We start from the raw sequence: 18,282 nt of genomic DNA, 5'->3' as shown, positions 1-18,282 counted from the left end.
CATTCCTCCAAACAAGCGGCGCTGCGTTTCCCGCGCAGCGCACGTCGTAACAGTAGGTCCATATTAGCGGCTCCGTTCAACCCCCTACGTCGCAAAAGCGTGGGCGGCTCAATTTGACGAGTGAATGGCCCATAAAGCAAGCCCCCTGCAATAAAATGCGCCTGCTCGGCCTATTAAAAAAGGGTGGCCGGATAACCCGACCACCCTTGTGCATCTTCTGGATGCCGCAGACTACTTGCGGACGACCTTAACGATGGCGTCACCGGCGGCGACGGCAGACTCGGCCTCGACGGCGAGCTCGACATCGGCAAACTCGGCGGTGTTGGACACGGCCACGACGACGCAGTCCTTGTAACCGGCGGCAGCGATCTTGGCGCGGTCGATCTTGAGCAAGGGCTGGCCGGCCTTCACGACGTCGTCGGCCTTGACGAAGCCCTCGAAGCCGTCGCCATTCATGTTGACGGTATCGACGCCAACGTGCACCAGAACCTCGATGCCGCTATCGGACTGCAGGCCCACGGCGTGACCCATGGTGACGGTCACCTTGCCGTCGCAGGGAGCGTAGACCAGGTCGTCCTCGGGCCACACGGCGCAGCCCTTGCCCAAAACCTCGCCAGCAAAGACGGGATCGGGCACGTCGGCCATCTTGATGACCTTGCCCTTGACGGGCGAGCACAGCACGTCGGCGCCGGCAGAAGCAGAAATGGAGGCCGGAGCAGCGGCAGCCACGGGCTCAGCCTTCTTCTTGAACATATCAAACAGACCCATACGTTTTCTCCTCTTGATTAAGCGCAACGTTATGCGCATACCTATGGTGATTATAGTGCCAAATGGCCAAAATGCTAAGGCGAGGGCCCGAATCACAGGCCCTTCCAAGCCCTTCCAAGCCCTTCCAAAACCTTTTCCCATGGGCACTCATATTGTCGATTAAGCCTCGATAAGCCCCAGGTGAACAAAAGCGTTCCAGATGCCGTCGTCATCGACGTCGGTGGTCACGTAGTCGGCGGCCGGTCCGGCGTTCGGCGGAACGCCGGAGCTCAATTATTCCAAGCCCTCGGTGCCGTTGGACTTGATGATCTTCTGGTATGCGAAGAAGCTGTCCTTGCGGCGGCGCTCGTAGGTACCGGTGCCGTCGTCGTACTTATCGACGTGGATGAAGCCGTAGCGCTTGCGCATCTCGCCAGTGCCGGCGGAAACCAGGTCGATGGGACCCCACCAGGTGTAGGCAATCAGGTCAACGCCATCGGCAATGGCCTCGCCCATGGCCTTGATGTGGCTCTGCAGGTAGGCGATGCGATACGGGTCATGGATGGAGCCGTCCTCCTCGACCTCGTCGTAGGCGCCCATGCCGTTCTCGACCACCATCAGCGGAATCTCGTAGCGGGCGTAAATCTCGTTGAGGGCGATGCGCAGGCCCAGCGGATCGATCTGCCAGCCCCAGTCGGTGGGGACGTTCTTAAACGACTAATCAAACAAGAATGTCCCCAACGACTAGTCGTTTAAGAACGTCCCCAATGACTACTCTGGCAACGGCAGCGAGCGGGCCGCATTCGGAGCAAGACAACGCCGCAAGTAGAGGACGGACAGCGAGCGACGTCCAGGGCGAACAAGTTGGCATGAAAAAGGCGAGGCATTGACCTTCTGGTCATGCCTCGCCTTTTGAATGACAAATTGTCGCCCTGGGCGGCGCGCAGCGTCGGCCGGTTACGGCGTTTGGTACAACGCCGTAACTACTCCCGAGCTCCGTACTGCTCGTAGTAGGCGTCGATGGCGGTCTTAAGCTCGTCATCGATGACGACCTTGCCATCGATCTCGTGGTTGTAGAGGGTCTCGACGACCTCGGCCATGGAAACGATGCTCGCGACGGGGAAACCGTACTTTGCCTCGATCTCCTTCTGCGCGGTGGTCACGCCGCCCTTGCCGACCTCCATGCGGTTGAGGGACACAATCAGGCCCTTGATTTCGACGTCGGCAGCAGCCTTAACCTTGGGATAGGTCTCGTCGATGGACTTGCCGCTGGTGGTAACGTCCTCGACCATGACCACGCGATCGCCGTCCTGGGGCTCATAACCCAGCAGGTTGCCCTTATCGGCACCGTGGTCCTTGGCCTCCTTGCGGTCGCAGCAGTATTTGACCTCCTTGCCGTACAGCTCGTGGTAGGCAATTGCGGTCACGACGGCCAGCGGAATACCCTTGTAGGCCGGTCCAAACAGCACATCAAAGTCGTCGCCAAAGTTATCGTGGATGGCCTGGGCGTAATACTCGCCCAGCTTCTTGAGCTGATAGCCCGTCACGTAAGCGCCGGCGTTCATAAAAAACGGGGACTGACGGCCGCTCTTGAGCGTAAAGCTGCCGAACTTAAGAACGTCGGACTCAACCATAAACTTGATGAACTCTTGCTTGTAAGCCTCCATGCGGGCTCCTCTCGTAATCGCGTACGTGCCCTCCAGTTTAGCGCAGGCGAAGCGTCGATGCGGGTGCGCTTTGGAGCCACATCCCCCCGTTAGAGTAAGGAACTGGGCGGCACCTCATACGCTAGTCCTTGGGTGCCCAGGACCAGAAGAAGTTGATCAGGGCCACACGCGAGTCGGTACCGGTCTTTCTGTTGATCGAGGAAATGTGGCGGTAGAGCGTAGAGCGCGAAAGGAAAAGCGTTGCGGCAATGTCCTGAACGCTCAACTGTACTCATTTAAGTACGTCCCCAATGAGTGGCCGAAAATGGGCCATGTGTCCCAGTTGTGGAGACTCGTTGAGCCGTCTGGGTATCGTGAAAGATCGAGCGCTCACCCATCATCAAAAGTGACACACGCTACCTGTTGATGGGAGGCAGCCATGGGCTTCTTTGACAAGATGTTCGAGAAGAAAGAGTGCGCGATTTGCGGTACCGAACTGGGGATTTTGGGAAAGACCAAGATCAACGAAGGCTACCTGTGCAAAGAGTGCGCAGGCAAGCTCTCCCCCTTCTTTAGTGGTTGGCGCTCCAGCACCGCGGACGATATCCGCGAGCAACTCGCCTACCGCGAGGCCAACGCCGAGCGCCTGGCCTCGTTCAACCCAACGCGCACGCTCTCTGCCGGGCGCACCAACATCATGCTCGACGAAGACGCGGGTCTGCTGATCATCACTTCGCAGAGCCGCTGGCGCGACGCCAATCCCGACATCATCGAGTTCTCACAGGTACTCGGCTGCGATATGGATATCGACGAGCATCGCACCGAGATCTATCGCGAGACCAAGGACGGCGAGCGCGAGAGCTACAACCCGCCGCGCTACGACCTGGATTACGACTTTAATCTGACCATCCACGTCAACACGCCGTACTTTACCGAGATCAACCTGCGCGTGAACGACTCCACCATCGATCAGCGTGGCTCCATCGAATATCGCGAGGCCAAGCGCCAGGCAACCGAGGTCCGCGATGCGCTGGTACAGCTGCGTCAGGAGACACGCGACAGCGTCGTGGCCGCCAAGGCCCCCAAGACCGCGGTCACCTGCCCCTTCTGCGGTGCAACCACCATTCCCGATGCCAGTGGACGCTGCGAATACTGCGGCGGCGCCATCGGCACATAGCCTCCGGCACGGAAAGGACCGATCATGGCCTTCGAGAGTGTCAACTATCAGTGCCCCGCGTGTGGCGGCCCCCTTCACTTTGCCAGTGCCGAACAAAAGCTTGTCTGCGACTACTGCGATTCGCGTTTTGAAGTCGAAGAAGTCGAGGCCCTCTATCGCGAGCGCCAGGACAAGGCAGATGCCAAAGCCGATGCCGCAGCCGCGGCTCGCAAACCTGCTGTCGACGATGCCGTGCAGGATCTGGCCCAAAACGCCGGCTACATCTGCTCGTCGTGCGGCGCCGAGCTGGTCTCGGACGGCACCGTCGCCGTTACCACCTGCCCATACTGCGGCAACTCCGCCGTGGCGCCCGGCCAGCTCTCGGGCGACTTCTCACCCGACCTGGTGATTCCGTTTAAGCTCGGGCGCGATGATGTTATGGCAGCACTCAAAGAGCACTACAAGGGCAAAATCCTGCTGCCCAAGAGCTTTGTCACCGGCAACCACATCGACGAGGTCCAAGGCGTTTACGTGCCGTTTTGGCTCTACGGCGCCCGCGTGGACGGCGAAGTGCACTTTGATGCGACCAACGAGACCGTGACCGAGGAATCCGACCGCACCGTCACGACCACCGACCACTACGACGCCTACCGTAAGGGCAAAATCTCGTTTGAGCGCGTGCCCGTCGACGGATCGTCCAAGATGCCCGACGGCTATATGGACGCCATCGAGCCGTTTGACTACGACGCGCTGCGCCCGTTCTCGGTCGCGTATATGCCCGGCTACATCGCCAACCGCTACGATGAGGATTGCGAGACCTGCAAGGCGCGCGCCGAGCGTCGTATGGAAGAAAGTACGATTTCGGCCCTGCGCGAGACCGTCGTCGACGAATATGACGATGCCACGGTCGAAAGCAAGCAGCTCGACTACACCTGGGAAGACAGCAACTACGCCCTGTTCCCCGTGTGGATGCTTTCCACCTCGTGGAACGGCAAGAGCTACCTGTTTGCCATGAACGGCCAAACCGGCCGCATGGTCGGCGAGCTTCCCTGCTCCAAGCTCAAGCTCGCCATCGCCTCGGTGCTGTTCTTTGTGATCGGGTTTGTCCTCTCCCAGATTCTCTTTATGGGCGAGAACGCCTTCAATCCGGACTACCTCACCTTTGATATCGAGGGCATCCTCATCAACATCGTCGCACCGCTGATCATCGTAATCATCGGAGACGTGCTGCTGGTAGGCCAGCTCAAGACGGCCAACGAGGCCACCCACGCCGATTGCTACTGCGGCGAGCTCGACTTGACCGAGAAGCACGACACCTTCAGCCACACCGAGACCACCGTTGTCATGAAGGACAACAAGGACGATTAGCCATTCTGACCAATACCACCCGGCCTTTGACGAGAAAGGAAGATCACCATGGGACTCTTGAAAGCTGGATTGGGTGCTGCCGGCGGCGTCATGGCCGACCAGTGGAAGGAATATATCTATTGCGAATCGATGCCCGCTGACGTCTTGGCCTGCAAGGGCAGCAAGCGCACCGGCGGCCGCAGCTCCAACACGCGCGGCGAGGACAACGTCATCTCCAACGGCTCCGTCATCGCCGTCAACGACGGCCAGGGCATGCTCGTGGTGCAAAACGGCAAGATCATCGAGGTCGCGCTGGAGCCCGGCGAGTTTGTCTTTGACACCGGCAGCGAGCCGAGCGTCTTTAGCGGCAACCTGGGCGACTCCATCAAGGAGACGTTCGCCAATATCGGCAGCCGTTTTACCTTTGGCGGCGACGCGGGCAAGGACCAGCGTGTCTACTTCATCAACACCAAGGAGATCATCGGCAACAAGTACGGCACCGCCTCGCCTGTGCCCTTCCGCGTGGTCGATAACAACATTGGCCTGGATGTCGACATCTCCGTTCGCTGCAACGGCGAGTATTCGTACCGCATCACCAACCCGCTGCTGTTCTACACCAACGTGTGCGGCAACGTGACCGATAGCTACACGCGCGATAAGATCGACAGCCAGCTTAAGTCCGAGCTGCTCACCGCTCTGCAACCCGCCTTTGCCAAGATCTCGGAGATGGGCATCCGCTACAGCGCTATCCCCGGCCACACCACCGAGCTCGCCCGCGCGCTCAACGAGGTTCTCTCCGCCGACTGGCGCGACCTGCGCGGCGTCGAGATCGTGAGCTTTGGCGTCAACTCCATCGCCGCCTCGCAAGAAGACGAGCAAATGATCAAGGACCTGCAGAAGGCCGCAGTCATGCGCGATCCCACCATGGCAGCCGCCAACATCGCCAGCGCCCAGAGCGATGCGATGCGCGCGGCAGCCGCCAACCCCAACGGCGCGATGGCCGGCTTTATGGGCATGGGTATGGCGGGCGGCATGGGCGGCATAAACGCCAGCCAGCTGTTCGCCGCCGGCCAGGCACAGCAGCAGGCCGCCCCACAGCCGGCTCCGGCACCCGCCCCCGCACCAGCTCCTGCCGCTGCCCCCGCGGCCGGCGCATGGACCTGCAGCTGCGGTGCCACCAACACCGGCAAGTTCTGCCCCGAATGCGGCAGTCCCGCACCCGCCCCGGCACCGGCCAAGTGGTTCTGCCCCAACTGCGGCAGCGAAAACGGCGGCAAGTTCTGCAGCAACTGCGGAACGCCTAGGCCCTAACCCCTCTATCTGGTAATTGGCGGGGGGTCCGCCACCCCCGCATTTGCTTCTATGGGTTTCGTTCGATAAAGGAGAACACCATGAAGACAACGTTCAAAAAGTCCGTACTCGCATTTCTGACATGCGTCCTGGCGCTCGCCTTTGCCCTGACGGGCTGCAGCGGCGGCGGCAAGGACCCCAAGGCCAACTTCGTCGGCAGCTGGGAACTCTCGGGTGGAACCCTGGAGGGCGAAGAGCTCACCGATGAGTACATGGATATGCTCAAGGAGTGGGGCCTCAACTGTATCCTGATTCTCGACGAAGACGGCACGGGCGTCCTCGACATGTTCCTTGAGGTCGCCGACCTGAAATGGGAGGCCAAGGACGCCACCACTGCAACCATCACCGCCGACGGCGATTCGCAGGACATGAAACTCAAGGACGGCAAGCTCGTCCTCGAGGTGGAAGGCGACAAGCTTATCTTTACGAAGTCCGACAAGGATCTGTCCGGTACGCTAAAAAAGGATCGCGAGGCGGCCGAGAAGGAAGAGGAGATCGATGAGGCCGTCGAAGACGACGACGTCCAGAGCGTCGAAATCTCCCCCGCCGTCACCGTCGCCGATGACGATCTGTGCACCATTACCATCACCGAGAAGTTCAAGGACGAATGGGGCGACATCGGCTTTGTCGTCAACATCACCAACAAGAGCGACAAGGACCTGACCTTCTACGCTCCCTCCGGCAAGACCAACGTCAACGGCACCATGAAGGAACCCTGGTTCTCGGCTAACCTGATGCCCGGCACCAACGCCACCGAGGAATTCACGTTCTCGAGCGGCGAGCTTGACAGCCTTGACGACCTGGTCAACACGACCATCGGCATCGACGCCTATCTGACCGATTCCTACGAGGACGTCGCCTCCTACACCGCAACCATCGCGTAGCGGCACGTAACATCAGCCGCGGATTGGCGGACGCATCCGCGCACTTGCCAGGCGGGGCCGCAGGAGTTGATCCTGCGGCCCCGTCGTTTTTATGCCGACAGCACAGCCGCACAAGCAGGCCGACCGTCGTTTTCTGATGCAAAACGGCGGGCGGCCTATCTTTACGGCGCCGGAACACGGCGAGCGCGTCGATTACGGGCGCTCCATGTTGGGGACGATGCTGCCCTCCGTTACCGCGCGCACGGCAAGACGCATGATGTTGTCGTAGCCGGTCTTGCTCAGAATCTCCGAGATGCGACGCTTGATGGTACCCTCACTCATAAACAGCTCGGCCGCGATCTCGCGGCGGCTTTTGCCCTCGCAGGCAAGGCGCAAAATCGACAGCTCGACATCGTCGAGTGCCGCCGTGCCCGAAAAAATGCTTTCGGGCGGCTTGGGAAACGTGCAATAGCCCGCCAGCGTGGAGCGCATCACGGCGAACAGCTCGTCGATACCGACGTTCTTGTACACAAAGCTATCGACGCCCGCCTCGCGAGCCTGATCGACAAAGGTGATCTCGGGCATGCCTGTCATGATGATGACGCGGCACTCGGGCAGCTGCTCCTTGATGCGCGCCGCCGCCACGATGCCGTTTGAATCGTGTTCGGTGCACACGTCCATCAGTATCATGTCCGGGCGCTCCTTGAGCGCGACACCCAAGGCCTCGGAGGCATCGGCGATCGCGGCGACGACGGTCATATCGGGCTGGTCGCCAACGGAGCGCGCCAGGCTTTCGCGCAGAATGGCCTGATCTTCGACAATTAACACGCGGATCATGAACTTCTCCTTTGGACCGTGGCGTTGGGGCTCAGCGGGATGGACACCGCAAGCGTAAAGGGCTGGGCGGCGTGGACTTCCAGGCCGCCGCCCAAATCTTGCGCGACATGCCTCATACCTGGGATACCCGTTCCCTCGCGATACGATACGGAGGCCGGGGACCCGTCGTTAGAAATCGTCATGCGCGCGACGGCGCTAGCATTCGTCCCCTCCTGCCACAGGCGCACGTGGACCCGATGCGCCTGCGCATGCCTGGTGGCATTGGTCGAGGCCTCGCGGATAATCTGCAAAAATGCGGCGGCGACACGCGCGTCCTCAGGCAGCGCACCCTCAACATCGATCTGCACACTCACCAAGCCAAAGGCGTGGACGATATCGCTCAGCTGCTCTGCAGGCTCGCTGGCACCGCCACTGCGCAAATCGGCGGCGATTGAGCGCAGCAACGGGTCAATCTGCTCGAGCGACTCATCATCCAGACGTCCCTCCTCCAAATAGCGATGAAGAATGGACAGGCGCTGGCCGATCACATCGTGAACGCGGGCACGCATACGTAGGTAGGCCGCATTGTCGGCAACCTTTTTGGCTTCTTCGATCTGGGCCTGGAGCTCTTGGCCAGCACGCTCAAGCAGGTGGTTGGCTTGCGCCAGACGGTCGTAGGCGTGTGCGTATTCCGTCACGTCCAGGCCAACGACGCGCTCGAACGGACGGCTCGAGACCGTAACGGAGTCACGCACGAACAGACGAATCTCGGAAGGAGAGATCTCGACCACGGCGCGATCCCTACCAAAGCGATCAAGGTCGATATGGGCGCGATTAGCGCTGCTTTCGGGCATTTGCATGCTCAGTTTGCGCAGGTCGTTCCATGTGCTGCTCATGTCGCCCAGGTCGGTGGGCATATGGAGCTCTACGAGGTTTTTGCGCATGCAGCGGTTCATGAGCAGCGGACGGCCCCTCGGGTCTAGATACAGGATGCCCACGGGAATCACGTTGATGGTCTCGATCGTCGAGAACATGGTGATATCCTCTTGGCGGTTACGGACGTCCATCAAGAGCGCCGCGATGGAACGGAACAGGAAGAACGCTCCCTCTGCGATAAGGACAACGGTCCACGCCGAGCCCATGGCAAAAACCACCGGTGGTGTAACGGCGACAACAAGCAACAGCTCGACCAGCATGACGGGACGACGATAGTGCACCATAAGTACCACGCCATAGGCAAAGATTGCGGCATTGAGCCACAACGCTCCGCCCATTGCCCTGGCGCAAACGTCAAGCGGCGCCACCAGATACGAGCCAGACGACGTGAACAAGATGAGCGCCGAAATCATCAGGTGAAGCACAAGACTCGCCTCGTAGGCGCAAATCACCTTACGGTTATAGGACGAGCGGCGCGATGCGATGAGCGGGACGTGGATCGTCTGCAGACACGCAGCCAGGGCAAAGACAACATCGAGCGCAACGATTTGGGGAAGTATGAGCGAAATCTGCATCGTCACTCACCCGCCCTCGGCATCAAGACGATCATGCGCAGCTGACCGGACTCGCCCTCAAGGCGGTATGCCACGTTGCGCCCTTGCAAAGCGCTTTCGAGCTCTTGCGCAGCGGGCGTCTGCGAAAGATCTTCATCATCGTTGGAAAAAAGTGTGGCGCGCAGCTCGACGCTGCATCGGTCATGGTCGCCCAAGTGATACATAAGTGCCGGATGATCGGTGGCGTAGGCAAAAAACGCAAAGTCATACACGCAGTCGTACAGCGCGCTTACCGTACTGGCGTGCATCGGGCGCCGTATGGCAATAATCGAGGCGCAATCGACATCGATCGTGCGCAGGTCGCTTGCGAGCTCGTTGGCAATGAGCTGAATGCGGTCGCGGTCAAAACCGCTCTCCCCGTGCCGTGCCAACGTGAGCGACCCCTTCCGTTTGCAATAGGCAACGAGCATCTTGGCGCGCTGCAGCATGCGGTAACGCTCGCGCGAAGATTCCTCGTCAGTCAACGGCGGCAGCGAGCTCAACAAGTCGTACATCTCTTCGAGCGCGCGGGCAAGCGCCTGGTCCACGTCTTGGACTAGCAAGGTCTCGGCCTCTTGATCTGCCAAATGTGTCTTAAGGTCGTAGTCGGCGGCAAGCAGCTCGTTTTGGCGTTGCAGCTCCATGCGACGATGTGCCAGTTCGCGATTGAGCTCGTTGAGCTCCGATACGTCTTGGGCAAGCAGGGCCGATCCCCCCAGCAGCGGAAAAGCACGATACATCACATCGGGATCGGACGCCACGGTAAAGGCATGGGCGCGGGCGTGCTCCTGGTTCCGCAACTCCTCGCGCACGCCTACCGGCATTGGCTTTGACACCGGCGTGGCATAGACCTCCTGCAGGTCGCGCGTTAGAACTTTGAGGTCAAGCGGCAAGGTGTCGAAGATGCCGGCGATATCGTGGTACGACGGAATGACACCGCAATCGAGACAGATTTCCATCGCCACCACGCACAGGATGCAATAGACGAGCGAAAAGTTGAGCCTCCATGCCCAGGGCACGCGCAGAGCATATGAGATGCCAAAGAATGCGCCGCCCAGCAGCACGAGCGCCGCCATGCCCGAGAAACGTTGGATGCGAAAGGACGAGGACCGACCAACCAGGATAAAAAAGGCCACGAAGTTAAAGGCCGTCCACACGAGGAAGGCGAAATAACCCCGGCCGTACGTGTAATCGTTGCTCCAGGTGTCGCTTGTACGGTCAAAGCGGAAGACCTGCTGGTGAAAATCGTTGGTGAGCACAAATCCGATAAGCAGGATGGCCACAATCCACAGCGCAGCACGGTAGCGGCGACCCAGGCGGCGTTGCTCCAGGCCCGCAAGGCGCAGGCCGCAGAGCTGGTAGAGCAGCGGAATGAGCGTCATGGGCACGTAGTACAGGTACCACAGCAAGGTGGCATAGAACGGCGTGAACGACTTGTACTTGAGAATGACCTCGATCATCCACAGGGCACAGATGGTGGCGATGGCAACAAGGCGGCGGCGCAACACATAGTCCAAACAACGCAGATAGACCAACACGCCCCAAATCGAAAATACAATTGCGGCGACAAGCAGCGGGAGAGGGCTCGAATGGGTGAGCCCATCCACGACCTCTTCGGACACCTCGCTATAGGCGGGCACGGCGTTAGAAAGTTTGGGGTCGAAGGCGAACAGCACCGGCAAGATCGCCAAAAGCATGAGGAACAGCGCGGTGATGGCGCCGGCGATAGCAAAGACGCGGTGACGGTACACCTGATGCGTTATGCCAACAAGGAATCGCGGCATGGCGAAGAGCCTGCCGCCCCTGGGATCCGCAACCGGAGCGGTCCGGGCGGCCGCGTGGCCGATATGTCGCTCGCGGGTACTCATAGTCCCTTTAGTGTACCGACAGGCGGGCCCAAAAGCGGGCCGCATGTCCCAAAATCCGCAGACGGCAAGGCGCCCGGCGAGCAATAACTACTCGCCGGGCGCCTTGGTTAGAAGGCTATGAAGTTGAGTATCTCAGCTTCCTTAGGACAGGTCCTCACCATTAGAAGCAATAACCTTCTTGTACCAGTCGAAGCTCTTCTTTTTGGAACGCTTGAGGGTACCGTTGCCGGCGTCGTCGCGGTCCACATAGATAAAGCCGTAGCGCTTGGACATCTCACCCGTGCCGGCAGACACCAGGTCGATCGGGCCCCAGGTGGTGTAGCCCAGCAGGTCAACGCCGTCCTCGGTCACCGCATCGCGCATCGCGGCGATATGCTGGCGCAGGTAGTCGATACGGTAGTCGTCGTTGATGGAGCCATCCTCCTCGACAACATCCTTGGCGCCCAGACCGTTCTCGACCACAAACAGCGGCTTCTGATAACGGTCGTACAGGTCGTTGAGGGTGATGCGGAAGCCCAGCGGATCGATGGCCCAGCCCCACTGGCTCTCCTGCAGATAGGGGTTCTTGGCGCCGGCGAAGGCGTTACCCTGGGTGCGCTCGACATCGGGGTTATCGGCACCGGCAGAGCAGCGGGTGCTGTAATAGCTAAAGCTGATGAAGTCGACGGTGTTAGCGGCCAGGATCTCGCGGTCCTCGTCCGTCATGCCCACATCGATGCCTAGACGCTCAAGCTTCTTGACGGCATATGCCGGGTAGTAGCCGCGGCTCTGGACGTCGACGAAGAAGTAGTTGTCCTGGTTATCGAGCTGCGCCTGGCGCACGTCGCCCGGACGGCAGCTGTAGGGGTAGTAGCTACCCGCGGCGAGCATGCAGCCGATCTTGATCTCGGGGTCGATCTCGTGGGCGATCTTGGTTGCCCAAGCGCTGGCGACGAGCTCGTTGTGGGCGGCCAGGTACTCGACGGCCTTCTTGTTCTCGCCCTCCTCAAAGACCAGACCGGCACCCATAAACGGCAGGTGCAAGATCATATTGATCTCGTTGAAGGTGAGCCAGTACTTCACCAGCCCCTTGTAGCGGGTAAAGATCGTGGTCGCGAGGTTCTTGTAGAAGTCGATGAGCTTGCGGTTGCGCCAGCCGCCGTACTCCTTGATGAGGTGAATCGGGCAATCGAAGTGTGTGATGGTCACGAGCGGTTCGATGCCGTGCGCCTGACACTCGCGGAATACGTCCTCGTAGAAGGCCAGGCCAGCCTCGTTGGGCTCGGTCTCGTCGCCGTTGGGGAAAATGCGGGTCCAAGCCAGGCTCATACGGAAGGTCTTAAAGCCCATCTCGGCAAAGAGAGCGATGTCCTCTTTGTAGTGGTGATAGAAATCGATGCCGGTCTGCGCGGGATAGTAATAGCCGTCCTCGAAGTCGAGCATTTTACGCTGGCCGGAGACCACCGCATAGCGCTCGGGGCCGTGCGGAGCCACGTCCACGTTGGCCAGGCCGCGGCCGTCCACGTCGTAGGCACCCTCGCACTGGTTGGCAGCCGTTGCGCCGCCCCACAGGAAGTCATTACGGAAAGCCATGTATCAATCCTTTCGCACGCTGTTCTCATAGGCTCAGTATCCCTGCAAACAACGCGTCGCTCAACGGCAGTGGCACAGGCCGATACTTCTTTTCGCGCGCAGGCGCCCGGCAGCCACCCCACCTGACACTTTTTGATACCCGCCTGCCCAAGCCGCCACAAAGGGGACAGGCACCTTCGTGGCGGTTTGGGCCCGTTTTGTCTCGATCTGTAACAGGTAGGCCGCCAAAACCGGGCCAGGTGTTACAGATTGAGATTGTTCGGCCAGTCCCTTGCAGTTTGTCTAAATCTGTAACAGGTAGAGACGATTTAGCCCGCTAGATGTTACAGATCGAGACAGAAGATTCTAGTCGCAGGCGATGTCGAGGTTTTTGCCGATGAGACCTACGTAGCCGCCTTCGCTCAGCAACTCATTTGACTGAATAGGAAAAAAAGGAAAAAATAGGAAAAAAAGGAAAGGAGACTTATGACTGAAACCATCTTCTCCCCCTCATTTGGAAATCGCCCGTCCTATCTGGTGGGACGCGGGAGCGTGATTTCGACATTCATCTCCGGCCTTGAGCAGGAGCCGGGCAATCGAGACCGAGCCATACTCATGCTCGGCCAGCGAGGCAGCGGCAAAACGGTTCTGTTGTGGGAACTTGCCGATCGCGCCCGCAAGCTCGGCTTTGTTGTCGCCACGCCCACCGTAGCCTCCGAGGATATGCTCGAGCGCATTATTGAGAAAATCCAGGAAGCGGGCGAGCCTTACGCCAACAAGCATCGTCTCCCCAAACTTACAGGTGGCAGTTTGAGCGTCTTCGGTTTCTCAGCCGGCCTCGAGTTTACGCGCGACGTACAGGAAACTAAGAGTTTCCAGTTCAAACTCACGCAGTTGGCACGCAAGTTAACCGAGCAGGGACACGGCATCCTCATCCTCATCGACGAGCTCCAGGCAAATTCACCCGAGATTAGACAGCTCGTCACCGCCTATCAAGAGCTGGTCGGCGAGGGACTCAACGTCGCGCTCGTCATGGCGGGCCTCCCGGGAGCAGTCTCCGCGACACTCAACGACCGCGTACTGACATTTCTCAACCGCGCACGCAAAGTCACGCTCGAACCGCTTTCAGTCGGAGATGTCGATGCCTATTATCAGCGGGCTTTCGAAGAGCTCGACCTTGATATTCCAGGCGATCTTCGCCTCCGTGCCGCTCGTGCAACCCAAGGATCGCCCTATATGCTGCAGCTCATCGGCTACAACATCGCCAATCGCTGCCAGGCAGGAGAATACGTAACGCCAGAGCAAGTCGACGGAGCTATCGAAGCGTCAAAGGCCGATTTCGAAAACGATGTTTGTGAAACGACGCTCGCCGCGCTATCGGACCAAGACGTCGCGTTTCTCGACGCAATGACTGATGACAAAGACGGCGTGTCGCGCATCTCCAATGTGGCCGAGCGCATGTCAGTCACACCCGACTATGCGCAAAAGTATCGCCGACGCCTCATCGACGCCGGCGTTATCGAACAGGCACGCCGCGGTTACGTGCGTTTCGCTGTTCCATATATGGCTGACTATCTGCGCAGCCAGCTCTAGACAGCCACCACAATGGGGACAGGCACCTTTGTGGTGGCTAGGGGGGCGGTATGTCTCGATCTGTAACAGGTAGAGACGATTTAGCCCGCTAGATGTTACAGATCGAGACAGAAGATTCTAGTCGCAGGCGATGTCGAGGTTTTTGCCGATGAGACCTACGTAGCCGCCTTCGGCTGCCTTGGGGCTGTCAGCATGGCAGAGAACCCACTTGTCGGCCTTCCAGTAGCAGTAGCTGTCGCCGGCAGCAGGCATATCGGCCGCAGCCTCGGGACGCGGACCGTTGGTGCCGGCGGGCAGCGCCACCATCACCTGGAAGCCACCGTCGTCGACCATGCACGGCGTGTAGTGGAGCGTGGTGTTGAAAACCTCGACAACCTTGCCCGCCGGCACGCGAAACGCCTTGACGCACGCGGTGTCGAGCTTGCCGCCCTCGATCTCCCAGCGATGCGCCACGAGCAGGATAAAGTCGCGTGCACCCAGGTTGAACTCGCTGGCACGGTGGTACTCCAGGCAGTTGAGACGCGTGTTGTGGCCATTGCACCAGCCGAGCTGGAAGGGGCGGCCGCCAAACATGAGAAAGCCAAGCTTGTCGGCATCCATGACACCCTCGAGCTCCGGCGCGCTCGCTACGTACTTACTGCCCTCGGGGATGGGCGTAGCGGAGAGCGCCTCGACGAGTGGGGCGGTCAGGCCGGACGGGACGTCGTCCCACACGCGGCCATAGGACTTGAACTCGGGATCGTTGACAGAATAGATATGCATGTTCGCTCCTGTTCGTAAATGTGACTATACGAACATTCTAGAACAAACATGAGCGATTTTGAACGCTCGTCCAGGCCACTCAACAAAAAGGCGCCCCCGCATAAGCGAAGGCGCCCAATGTGCGTGTTTTGGGCGATAAGCCCTTACGCCTGCTGATAGTGCAGGTGCTTCTCGTCGATATCGGCCAGGTCGCGGTCGAGGTAGCGGCGCGCGAGCCAGTTTGCCATGGGAAGGTTCTGGTCCAGGTAGTTGCCGCACTCCTCGGGAGCGGCTCCGGGGACATCGCCCTCAAAGTCGGCGACAAACTCAAACAACTCACGCACGAGCGGCAGGATCTCCTCGCTCGTCACCTCACCAAAAACGACCAGGTAAAAGCCCGTGCGGCAGCCCATGGGGCCAAAGTAGACAATGCGGCTCGACCACTCGGCATGGTTGCGAAGGAATGTCGCGCCTAGGTGCTCGATGGTGTGGCACTCTGCCGTGTTCATGACCGGCTCCTTGTTGGGCGTGGTCAGGCGCAGGTCAAAGGTGGTAACGACAGCGGCGGTCGCCGGATCGCGGTCGATGCGGCTCACGTACACGCCGGGCTCAAGCTGCAAATGGTCAACGGAAAAGCTCGCGATGCGCTCCATGGCAGATCCTCTCGATAGTCAATTTGGGACGGGGCTCTTTTAGCTGGTTCGAATGGTCGCACCAATCATACCAGTCAAAAAAGCCCCGTCCCAAATGAGCTGCCCGAGACGGGGATCAATGAGTTTTTAATCCCGTCCCAAAAAAATCATGCTAGGCAGTGTACGAAATGGTCGCGTCGACGGCTTTGCCGCCCTGCGGCCCGGCGTTGCCTTTGCCTAGATCTCACGCACGCTCTGACGATCGACAAAATAGGTCGATACGGCTGTCTTGCAGGTATAGCTCTTGGGATTGCGGATGTTGCCCACCAGGCGGCGCACCGCGATCTCGCCCACCTCGTGCTTGGGAACGTGCACCGTGGTGAGCGGCGGGTTGGAGAAGGCGCCCAAAGACAGATCGTCAAAGCCGATGATCGAGACATCCTCGGGCACGCGTATGCCGTGCTCGTTGAGCGCGCGCATGGCACCCACGGCGAGCACGTCGTTTTCGGCAAAGAAAGCCGTCGGCAGGTCGTCGCGCGAGACGCTGTCGAGCCATGCGCCCATGTCGCGATAGGCGCCCTCGAGCGTGGTGCCCAGCGTAACGCGCCATGTCGGGTTGGCCTCAAGGTCTGCGTCCTCAAGCGCTTGGCGATAGCCGCGCTCGCGATCCTTAAAGTTGCGGATGCGAAGGTCGCCTGCCAGATAGCCGATCTGCCTGTGACCTTTCTCGATGAGGTGATCCACGGCGCGCAGCACCGAGTCGGTGTTGGCAATGACCACGGCATCGAAGTACTGACGATCGCTCCAGCCATCGAGCACGATCAGGTGGGCGGCAGCGTTGGCAAACAGGGCGTAGTCTTCCTCACCCAGCTCGGTACCCATCAGCACGATAGCGGCGGACGGATCGGCGATCAGGCCCTCGACCTGCGGACGCACGGCGTCCAAGTCGCTAAAGTCGAGCGAGACAAAGCTCGTGCTCATGCCGTGACGACGCGCCTGGCGCTCCACGCCCTCGATGACCGCGGGATGGAAGGTGCTCTCGTCCAAGATAGCGCCCGTCTTGCGCGCGAGCACAAACTGAATGCTCTCGAGCTGCGTCGACTGCTGATAGCCAAGCGATTGCGCGCACTCCAGGATGACCTTGGCGGTCTCTTCACTCACGCTGCGCTTGCGGTTGAGCGCGTTGGACACGGTCGCAGGCGAAAAACCGGTGATGCGGCTGATCTCGCGAACACTTGCTTTGGCCATTGTTCCCCCTAGCAACGGCCGTGGCGGAGCATCACAACTTGATGACTCGACAACTAAACGACCGCAAATTCAATCTAAACAGAATAGTAAATGTTTATGAGCTAGTTTAGCCTGTTGTCAAGCGAAGTGGCACGACTATTCCCCCAACGGGCGCATTTACTCGGTAGCTAAAAAAGCCCCGTCCCAAATTGACTACATGGGGCGGGGCACGGAAATCATTTAGCCAAGGATACGAGCCATGCGCGTCTTGAACTCGGACAGGAAGCGCGGGGCATCCACGGTCAGCGCCACAAGCGCGCTCTTGTCCGGATCGGACAGGCGATGCTCGTCGCAAATGGTGCGGCCGCGATACTCGCCCAGCAGATCAACACGCAGATTGCAGCCGAGCGCACCCACGAGCGTGGGGTCGATCGCCACGGCGACGGCCAGCGGATCGTGCAGCGCACAACCACCCAGGTAGGGTGCGTTCATCTCGTACGAGCCAATGTAGTGCTCGACCATGCTCGCAAACGCACAGCCCGCCATGGTGCCCGAGCCCGTCCATCCGGCAATGTCGCGACGCGTGAGCACCACGCGATGCGTCACGTCCAGGCCCACCATAGTGAGCTTGCGGCCCGAGCGCAGCACAGCATCGGCCGCCTCGGGATCGCTTGCCATGTTGGCCTCGGCACCCGCGCTCACGTTGCCGGGCACGGTCAGGGCGCCGCCCATCACCACCACGCGGCCGATAGACATCACCGCCGTCGCATCGCGCTCCAGGGCAAGCGCCAGGTTGGAGAGCGGGCCGGTCGCTACGTAGACCAGATCGGGACCATAGGTGCGCGCGGCATCGATTAGATAATCGACTGCAGCGTTGCCGTCGGCCGACGTCGCCCCCACCGGCTCGTAGGGCGACGCGGGCACGCTCGCGCCGCCGATGCCATTCTTGCCGTGAATGAGTACGGTGGACGCCGGCGGCGTATAGGGCTCAGTCGCCTGCAGAGGACGGTCGGCACCCAGGTACACCGGCACCTCGGGACGGCCCAACAGGTCAAGCACCGCCAGGCAGTTGCGCGCCGACTGGTCGACGCGCACGTTGCCAAAACACGTGGTAATGCCCACGAGCTCAACCTCGGGGCTCGCGATGGCATAGGCAAGCGCCATCGCATCGTCCACACCCATATCCAGATCAAGGATCAGCTTCTTGGTTGCCATT

16 protein-coding genes and 1 pseudogene are annotated in these 18,282 nt (G+C 60.0%); 5 read left to right on the top strand and 12 right to left on the bottom strand.

Going from position 1 to position 18,282, the window contains the following annotated elements; all coding sequences use genetic code 11:
- Positions 1–231: 231 nt before the first annotated feature.
- The 4 genes and pseudogenes from ACQRC0_RS01815 to ACQRC0_RS01800 form a co-directional block, all read right to left on the bottom strand.
- The gene (locus ACQRC0_RS01815) at positions 232–768 is read right to left on the bottom strand and encodes a PTS sugar transporter subunit IIA (protein WP_427719835.1); all 537 of its coding nucleotides are present in this window, start codon (positions 766–768) and stop codon (positions 232–234) included.
- A gap of 273 nt (positions 769–1,041) precedes the next feature.
- Positions 1,042–1,446, bottom strand: a pseudogene (locus ACQRC0_RS01810) (family 1 glycosylhydrolase); the annotation flags it as partial.
- Between the two features lie 284 nt (positions 1,447–1,730).
- Positions 1,731–2,414, bottom strand: coding sequence for an orotate phosphoribosyltransferase (gene pyrE / locus ACQRC0_RS01805; protein WP_006236284.1), 684 nt, complete (start codon positions 2,412–2,414; stop codon positions 1,731–1,733).
- Between the two features lie 121 nt (positions 2,415–2,535).
- The gene (locus ACQRC0_RS01800) at positions 2,536–2,679 is read right to left on the bottom strand and encodes a LuxR C-terminal-related transcriptional regulator (RefSeq protein WP_427727303.1); all 144 of its coding nucleotides are present in this window, start codon (positions 2,677–2,679) and stop codon (positions 2,536–2,538) included.
- Positions 2,680–2,832: 153 nt separating this feature from the next.
- Between ACQRC0_RS01800 and ACQRC0_RS01795 the strand changes: the two genes are divergently transcribed.
- The 4 genes from ACQRC0_RS01795 to ACQRC0_RS01780 all read left to right on the top strand — a co-directional run bounded on the left by ACQRC0_RS01795 (position 2,833) and on the right by ACQRC0_RS01780 (position 7,130).
- On the top strand, positions 2,833–3,570 hold the full coding sequence (locus ACQRC0_RS01795) for a DUF4428 domain-containing protein (RefSeq protein ID WP_427727300.1): 738 nt from the start codon (positions 2,833–2,835) through the stop codon (positions 3,568–3,570).
- Positions 3,571–3,594: 24 nt separating this feature from the next.
- Positions 3,595–4,917, top strand: a complete 1,323-nt coding sequence (locus ACQRC0_RS01790) for a hypothetical protein (RefSeq protein WP_427727297.1) — start codon at positions 3,595–3,597, stop codon at positions 4,915–4,917.
- A 48-nt stretch (positions 4,918–4,965) separates the two neighbouring features.
- Entirely contained in the window at positions 4,966–6,207 is a 1,242-nt protein-coding gene (locus ACQRC0_RS01785) for an SPFH domain-containing protein (protein WP_427727294.1), read from the top strand.
- An 80-nt stretch (positions 6,208–6,287) separates the two neighbouring features.
- Positions 6,288–7,130, top strand: coding sequence for a hypothetical protein (locus ACQRC0_RS01780; protein WP_427727291.1), 843 nt, complete (start codon positions 6,288–6,290; stop codon positions 7,128–7,130).
- Positions 7,131–7,322: 192 nt separating this feature from the next.
- Here ACQRC0_RS01780 and ACQRC0_RS01775 read toward each other — a convergent pair whose 3' ends face one another.
- The 4 genes from ACQRC0_RS01775 to ACQRC0_RS01760 all read right to left on the bottom strand — a co-directional run bounded on the left by ACQRC0_RS01775 (position 7,323) and on the right by ACQRC0_RS01760 (position 12,894).
- Positions 7,323–7,946, bottom strand: coding sequence for a response regulator transcription factor (locus ACQRC0_RS01775; RefSeq protein WP_418825693.1), 624 nt, complete (start codon positions 7,944–7,946; stop codon positions 7,323–7,325).
- The gene (locus ACQRC0_RS01770; RefSeq protein ID WP_427727288.1) at positions 7,943–9,442 is read right to left on the bottom strand and encodes a sensor histidine kinase; all 1,500 of its coding nucleotides are present in this window, start codon (positions 9,440–9,442) and stop codon (positions 7,943–7,945) included. The genes ACQRC0_RS01775 and ACQRC0_RS01770 overlap by 4 nt, the downstream gene beginning before the upstream one ends.
- On the bottom strand, positions 9,439–11,238 hold the full coding sequence (locus ACQRC0_RS01765; protein WP_427727285.1) for a histidine kinase N-terminal 7TM domain-containing protein: 1,800 nt from the start codon (positions 11,236–11,238) through the stop codon (positions 9,439–9,441). Before ACQRC0_RS01765 ends, ACQRC0_RS01770 begins: the two co-directional genes overlap by 4 nt.
- A gap of 225 nt (positions 11,239–11,463) precedes the next feature.
- Positions 11,464–12,894 carry a 6-phospho-beta-glucosidase gene (locus tag ACQRC0_RS01760; protein ID WP_427727282.1) on the bottom strand — a complete coding sequence of 477 codons (1,431 nt, stop codon included), beginning with the start codon at positions 12,892–12,894 and terminating at the stop codon, positions 11,464–11,466.
- Between the two features lie 465 nt (positions 12,895–13,359).
- Between ACQRC0_RS01760 and ACQRC0_RS01755 the strand changes: the two genes are divergently transcribed.
- Positions 13,360–14,466 (top strand): ATP-binding protein, encoded by a 1,107-nt coding sequence (locus ACQRC0_RS01755; protein ID WP_427727279.1) that lies wholly within the window; start codon positions 13,360–13,362, stop codon positions 14,464–14,466.
- Positions 14,467–14,583: 117 nt separating this feature from the next.
- Here ACQRC0_RS01755 and ACQRC0_RS01750 read toward each other — a convergent pair whose 3' ends face one another.
- The 4 genes from ACQRC0_RS01750 to ACQRC0_RS01735 form a co-directional block, all read right to left on the bottom strand.
- Positions 14,584–15,228 (bottom strand): DUF4867 family protein, encoded by a 645-nt coding sequence (locus ACQRC0_RS01750; protein WP_427727276.1) that lies wholly within the window; start codon positions 15,226–15,228, stop codon positions 14,584–14,586.
- A gap of 143 nt (positions 15,229–15,371) precedes the next feature.
- A complete protein-coding gene (locus tag ACQRC0_RS01745) occupies positions 15,372–15,860 on the bottom strand; it encodes an S-ribosylhomocysteine lyase (protein WP_427727273.1) in 489 nt (162 codons plus the stop codon).
- Between the two features lie 216 nt (positions 15,861–16,076).
- Positions 16,077–17,087, bottom strand: a complete 1,011-nt coding sequence (locus ACQRC0_RS01740; protein WP_427727270.1) for a LacI family DNA-binding transcriptional regulator — start codon at positions 17,085–17,087, stop codon at positions 16,077–16,079.
- 219 nt (positions 17,088–17,306) lie between these two features.
- Positions 17,307–18,281 (bottom strand): nucleoside hydrolase, encoded by a 975-nt coding sequence (locus tag ACQRC0_RS01735; protein WP_427727267.1) that lies wholly within the window; start codon positions 18,279–18,281, stop codon positions 17,307–17,309.
- Position 18,282 lies beyond the last annotated feature (1 nt).

Source organism: Collinsella sp. SGI.033 (assembly GCF_050315135.1).
Taxonomy (GTDB): Bacteria; Actinomycetota; Coriobacteriia; order Coriobacteriales; family Coriobacteriaceae; genus Collinsella.
This window is presented reverse-complemented; position numbering and strand designations above follow the sequence as displayed.

Excerpts from the sequence above, each read along its gene's own strand:
- ACQRC0_RS01815 (WP_427719835.1), bottom strand. The coding sequence starts at position 768 with ATGGGTCTGTTTGATATGTTCAAGAAGAAGGCTGAGCCCGTGGCTGCC.
- pyrE (WP_006236284.1), bottom strand. The coding sequence starts at position 2,414 with ATGGAGGCTTACAAGCAAGAGTTCATCAAGTTTATGGTTGAGTCCGAC.
- ACQRC0_RS01795 (WP_427727300.1), top strand. The coding sequence starts at position 2,833 with ATGGGCTTCTTTGACAAGATGTTCGAGAAGAAAGAGTGCGCGATTTGC.
- ACQRC0_RS01790 (WP_427727297.1), top strand. The coding sequence starts at position 3,595 with ATGGCCTTCGAGAGTGTCAACTATCAGTGCCCCGCGTGTGGCGGCCCC.
- ACQRC0_RS01785 (WP_427727294.1), top strand. The coding sequence starts at position 4,966 with ATGGGACTCTTGAAAGCTGGATTGGGTGCTGCCGGCGGCGTCATGGCC.
- ACQRC0_RS01780 (WP_427727291.1), top strand. The coding sequence starts at position 6,288 with ATGAAGACAACGTTCAAAAAGTCCGTACTCGCATTTCTGACATGCGTC.
- ACQRC0_RS01775 (WP_418825693.1), bottom strand. The coding sequence starts at position 7,946 with ATGATCCGCGTGTTAATTGTCGAAGATCAGGCCATTCTGCGCGAAAGC.
- ACQRC0_RS01765 (WP_427727285.1), bottom strand. The coding sequence starts at position 11,238 with ATGCCGCGATTCCTTGTTGGCATAACGCATCAGGTGTACCGTCACCGC.
- ACQRC0_RS01760 (WP_427727282.1), bottom strand. The coding sequence starts at position 12,894 with ATGGCTTTCCGTAATGACTTCCTGTGGGGCGGCGCAACGGCTGCCAAC.
- ACQRC0_RS01755 (WP_427727279.1), top strand. The coding sequence starts at position 13,360 with ATGACTGAAACCATCTTCTCCCCCTCATTTGGAAATCGCCCGTCCTAT.
- ACQRC0_RS01750 (WP_427727276.1), bottom strand. The coding sequence starts at position 15,228 with ATGCATATCTATTCTGTCAACGATCCCGAGTTCAAGTCCTATGGCCGC.
- ACQRC0_RS01745 (WP_427727273.1), bottom strand. The coding sequence starts at position 15,860 with ATGGAGCGCATCGCGAGCTTTTCCGTTGACCATTTGCAGCTTGAGCCC.
- ACQRC0_RS01740 (WP_427727270.1), bottom strand. The coding sequence starts at position 17,087 with ATGGCCAAAGCAAGTGTTCGCGAGATCAGCCGCATCACCGGTTTTTCG.
- ACQRC0_RS01735 (WP_427727267.1), bottom strand. The coding sequence starts at position 18,281 with ATGGCAACCAAGAAGCTGATCCTTGATCTGGATATGGGTGTGGACGAT.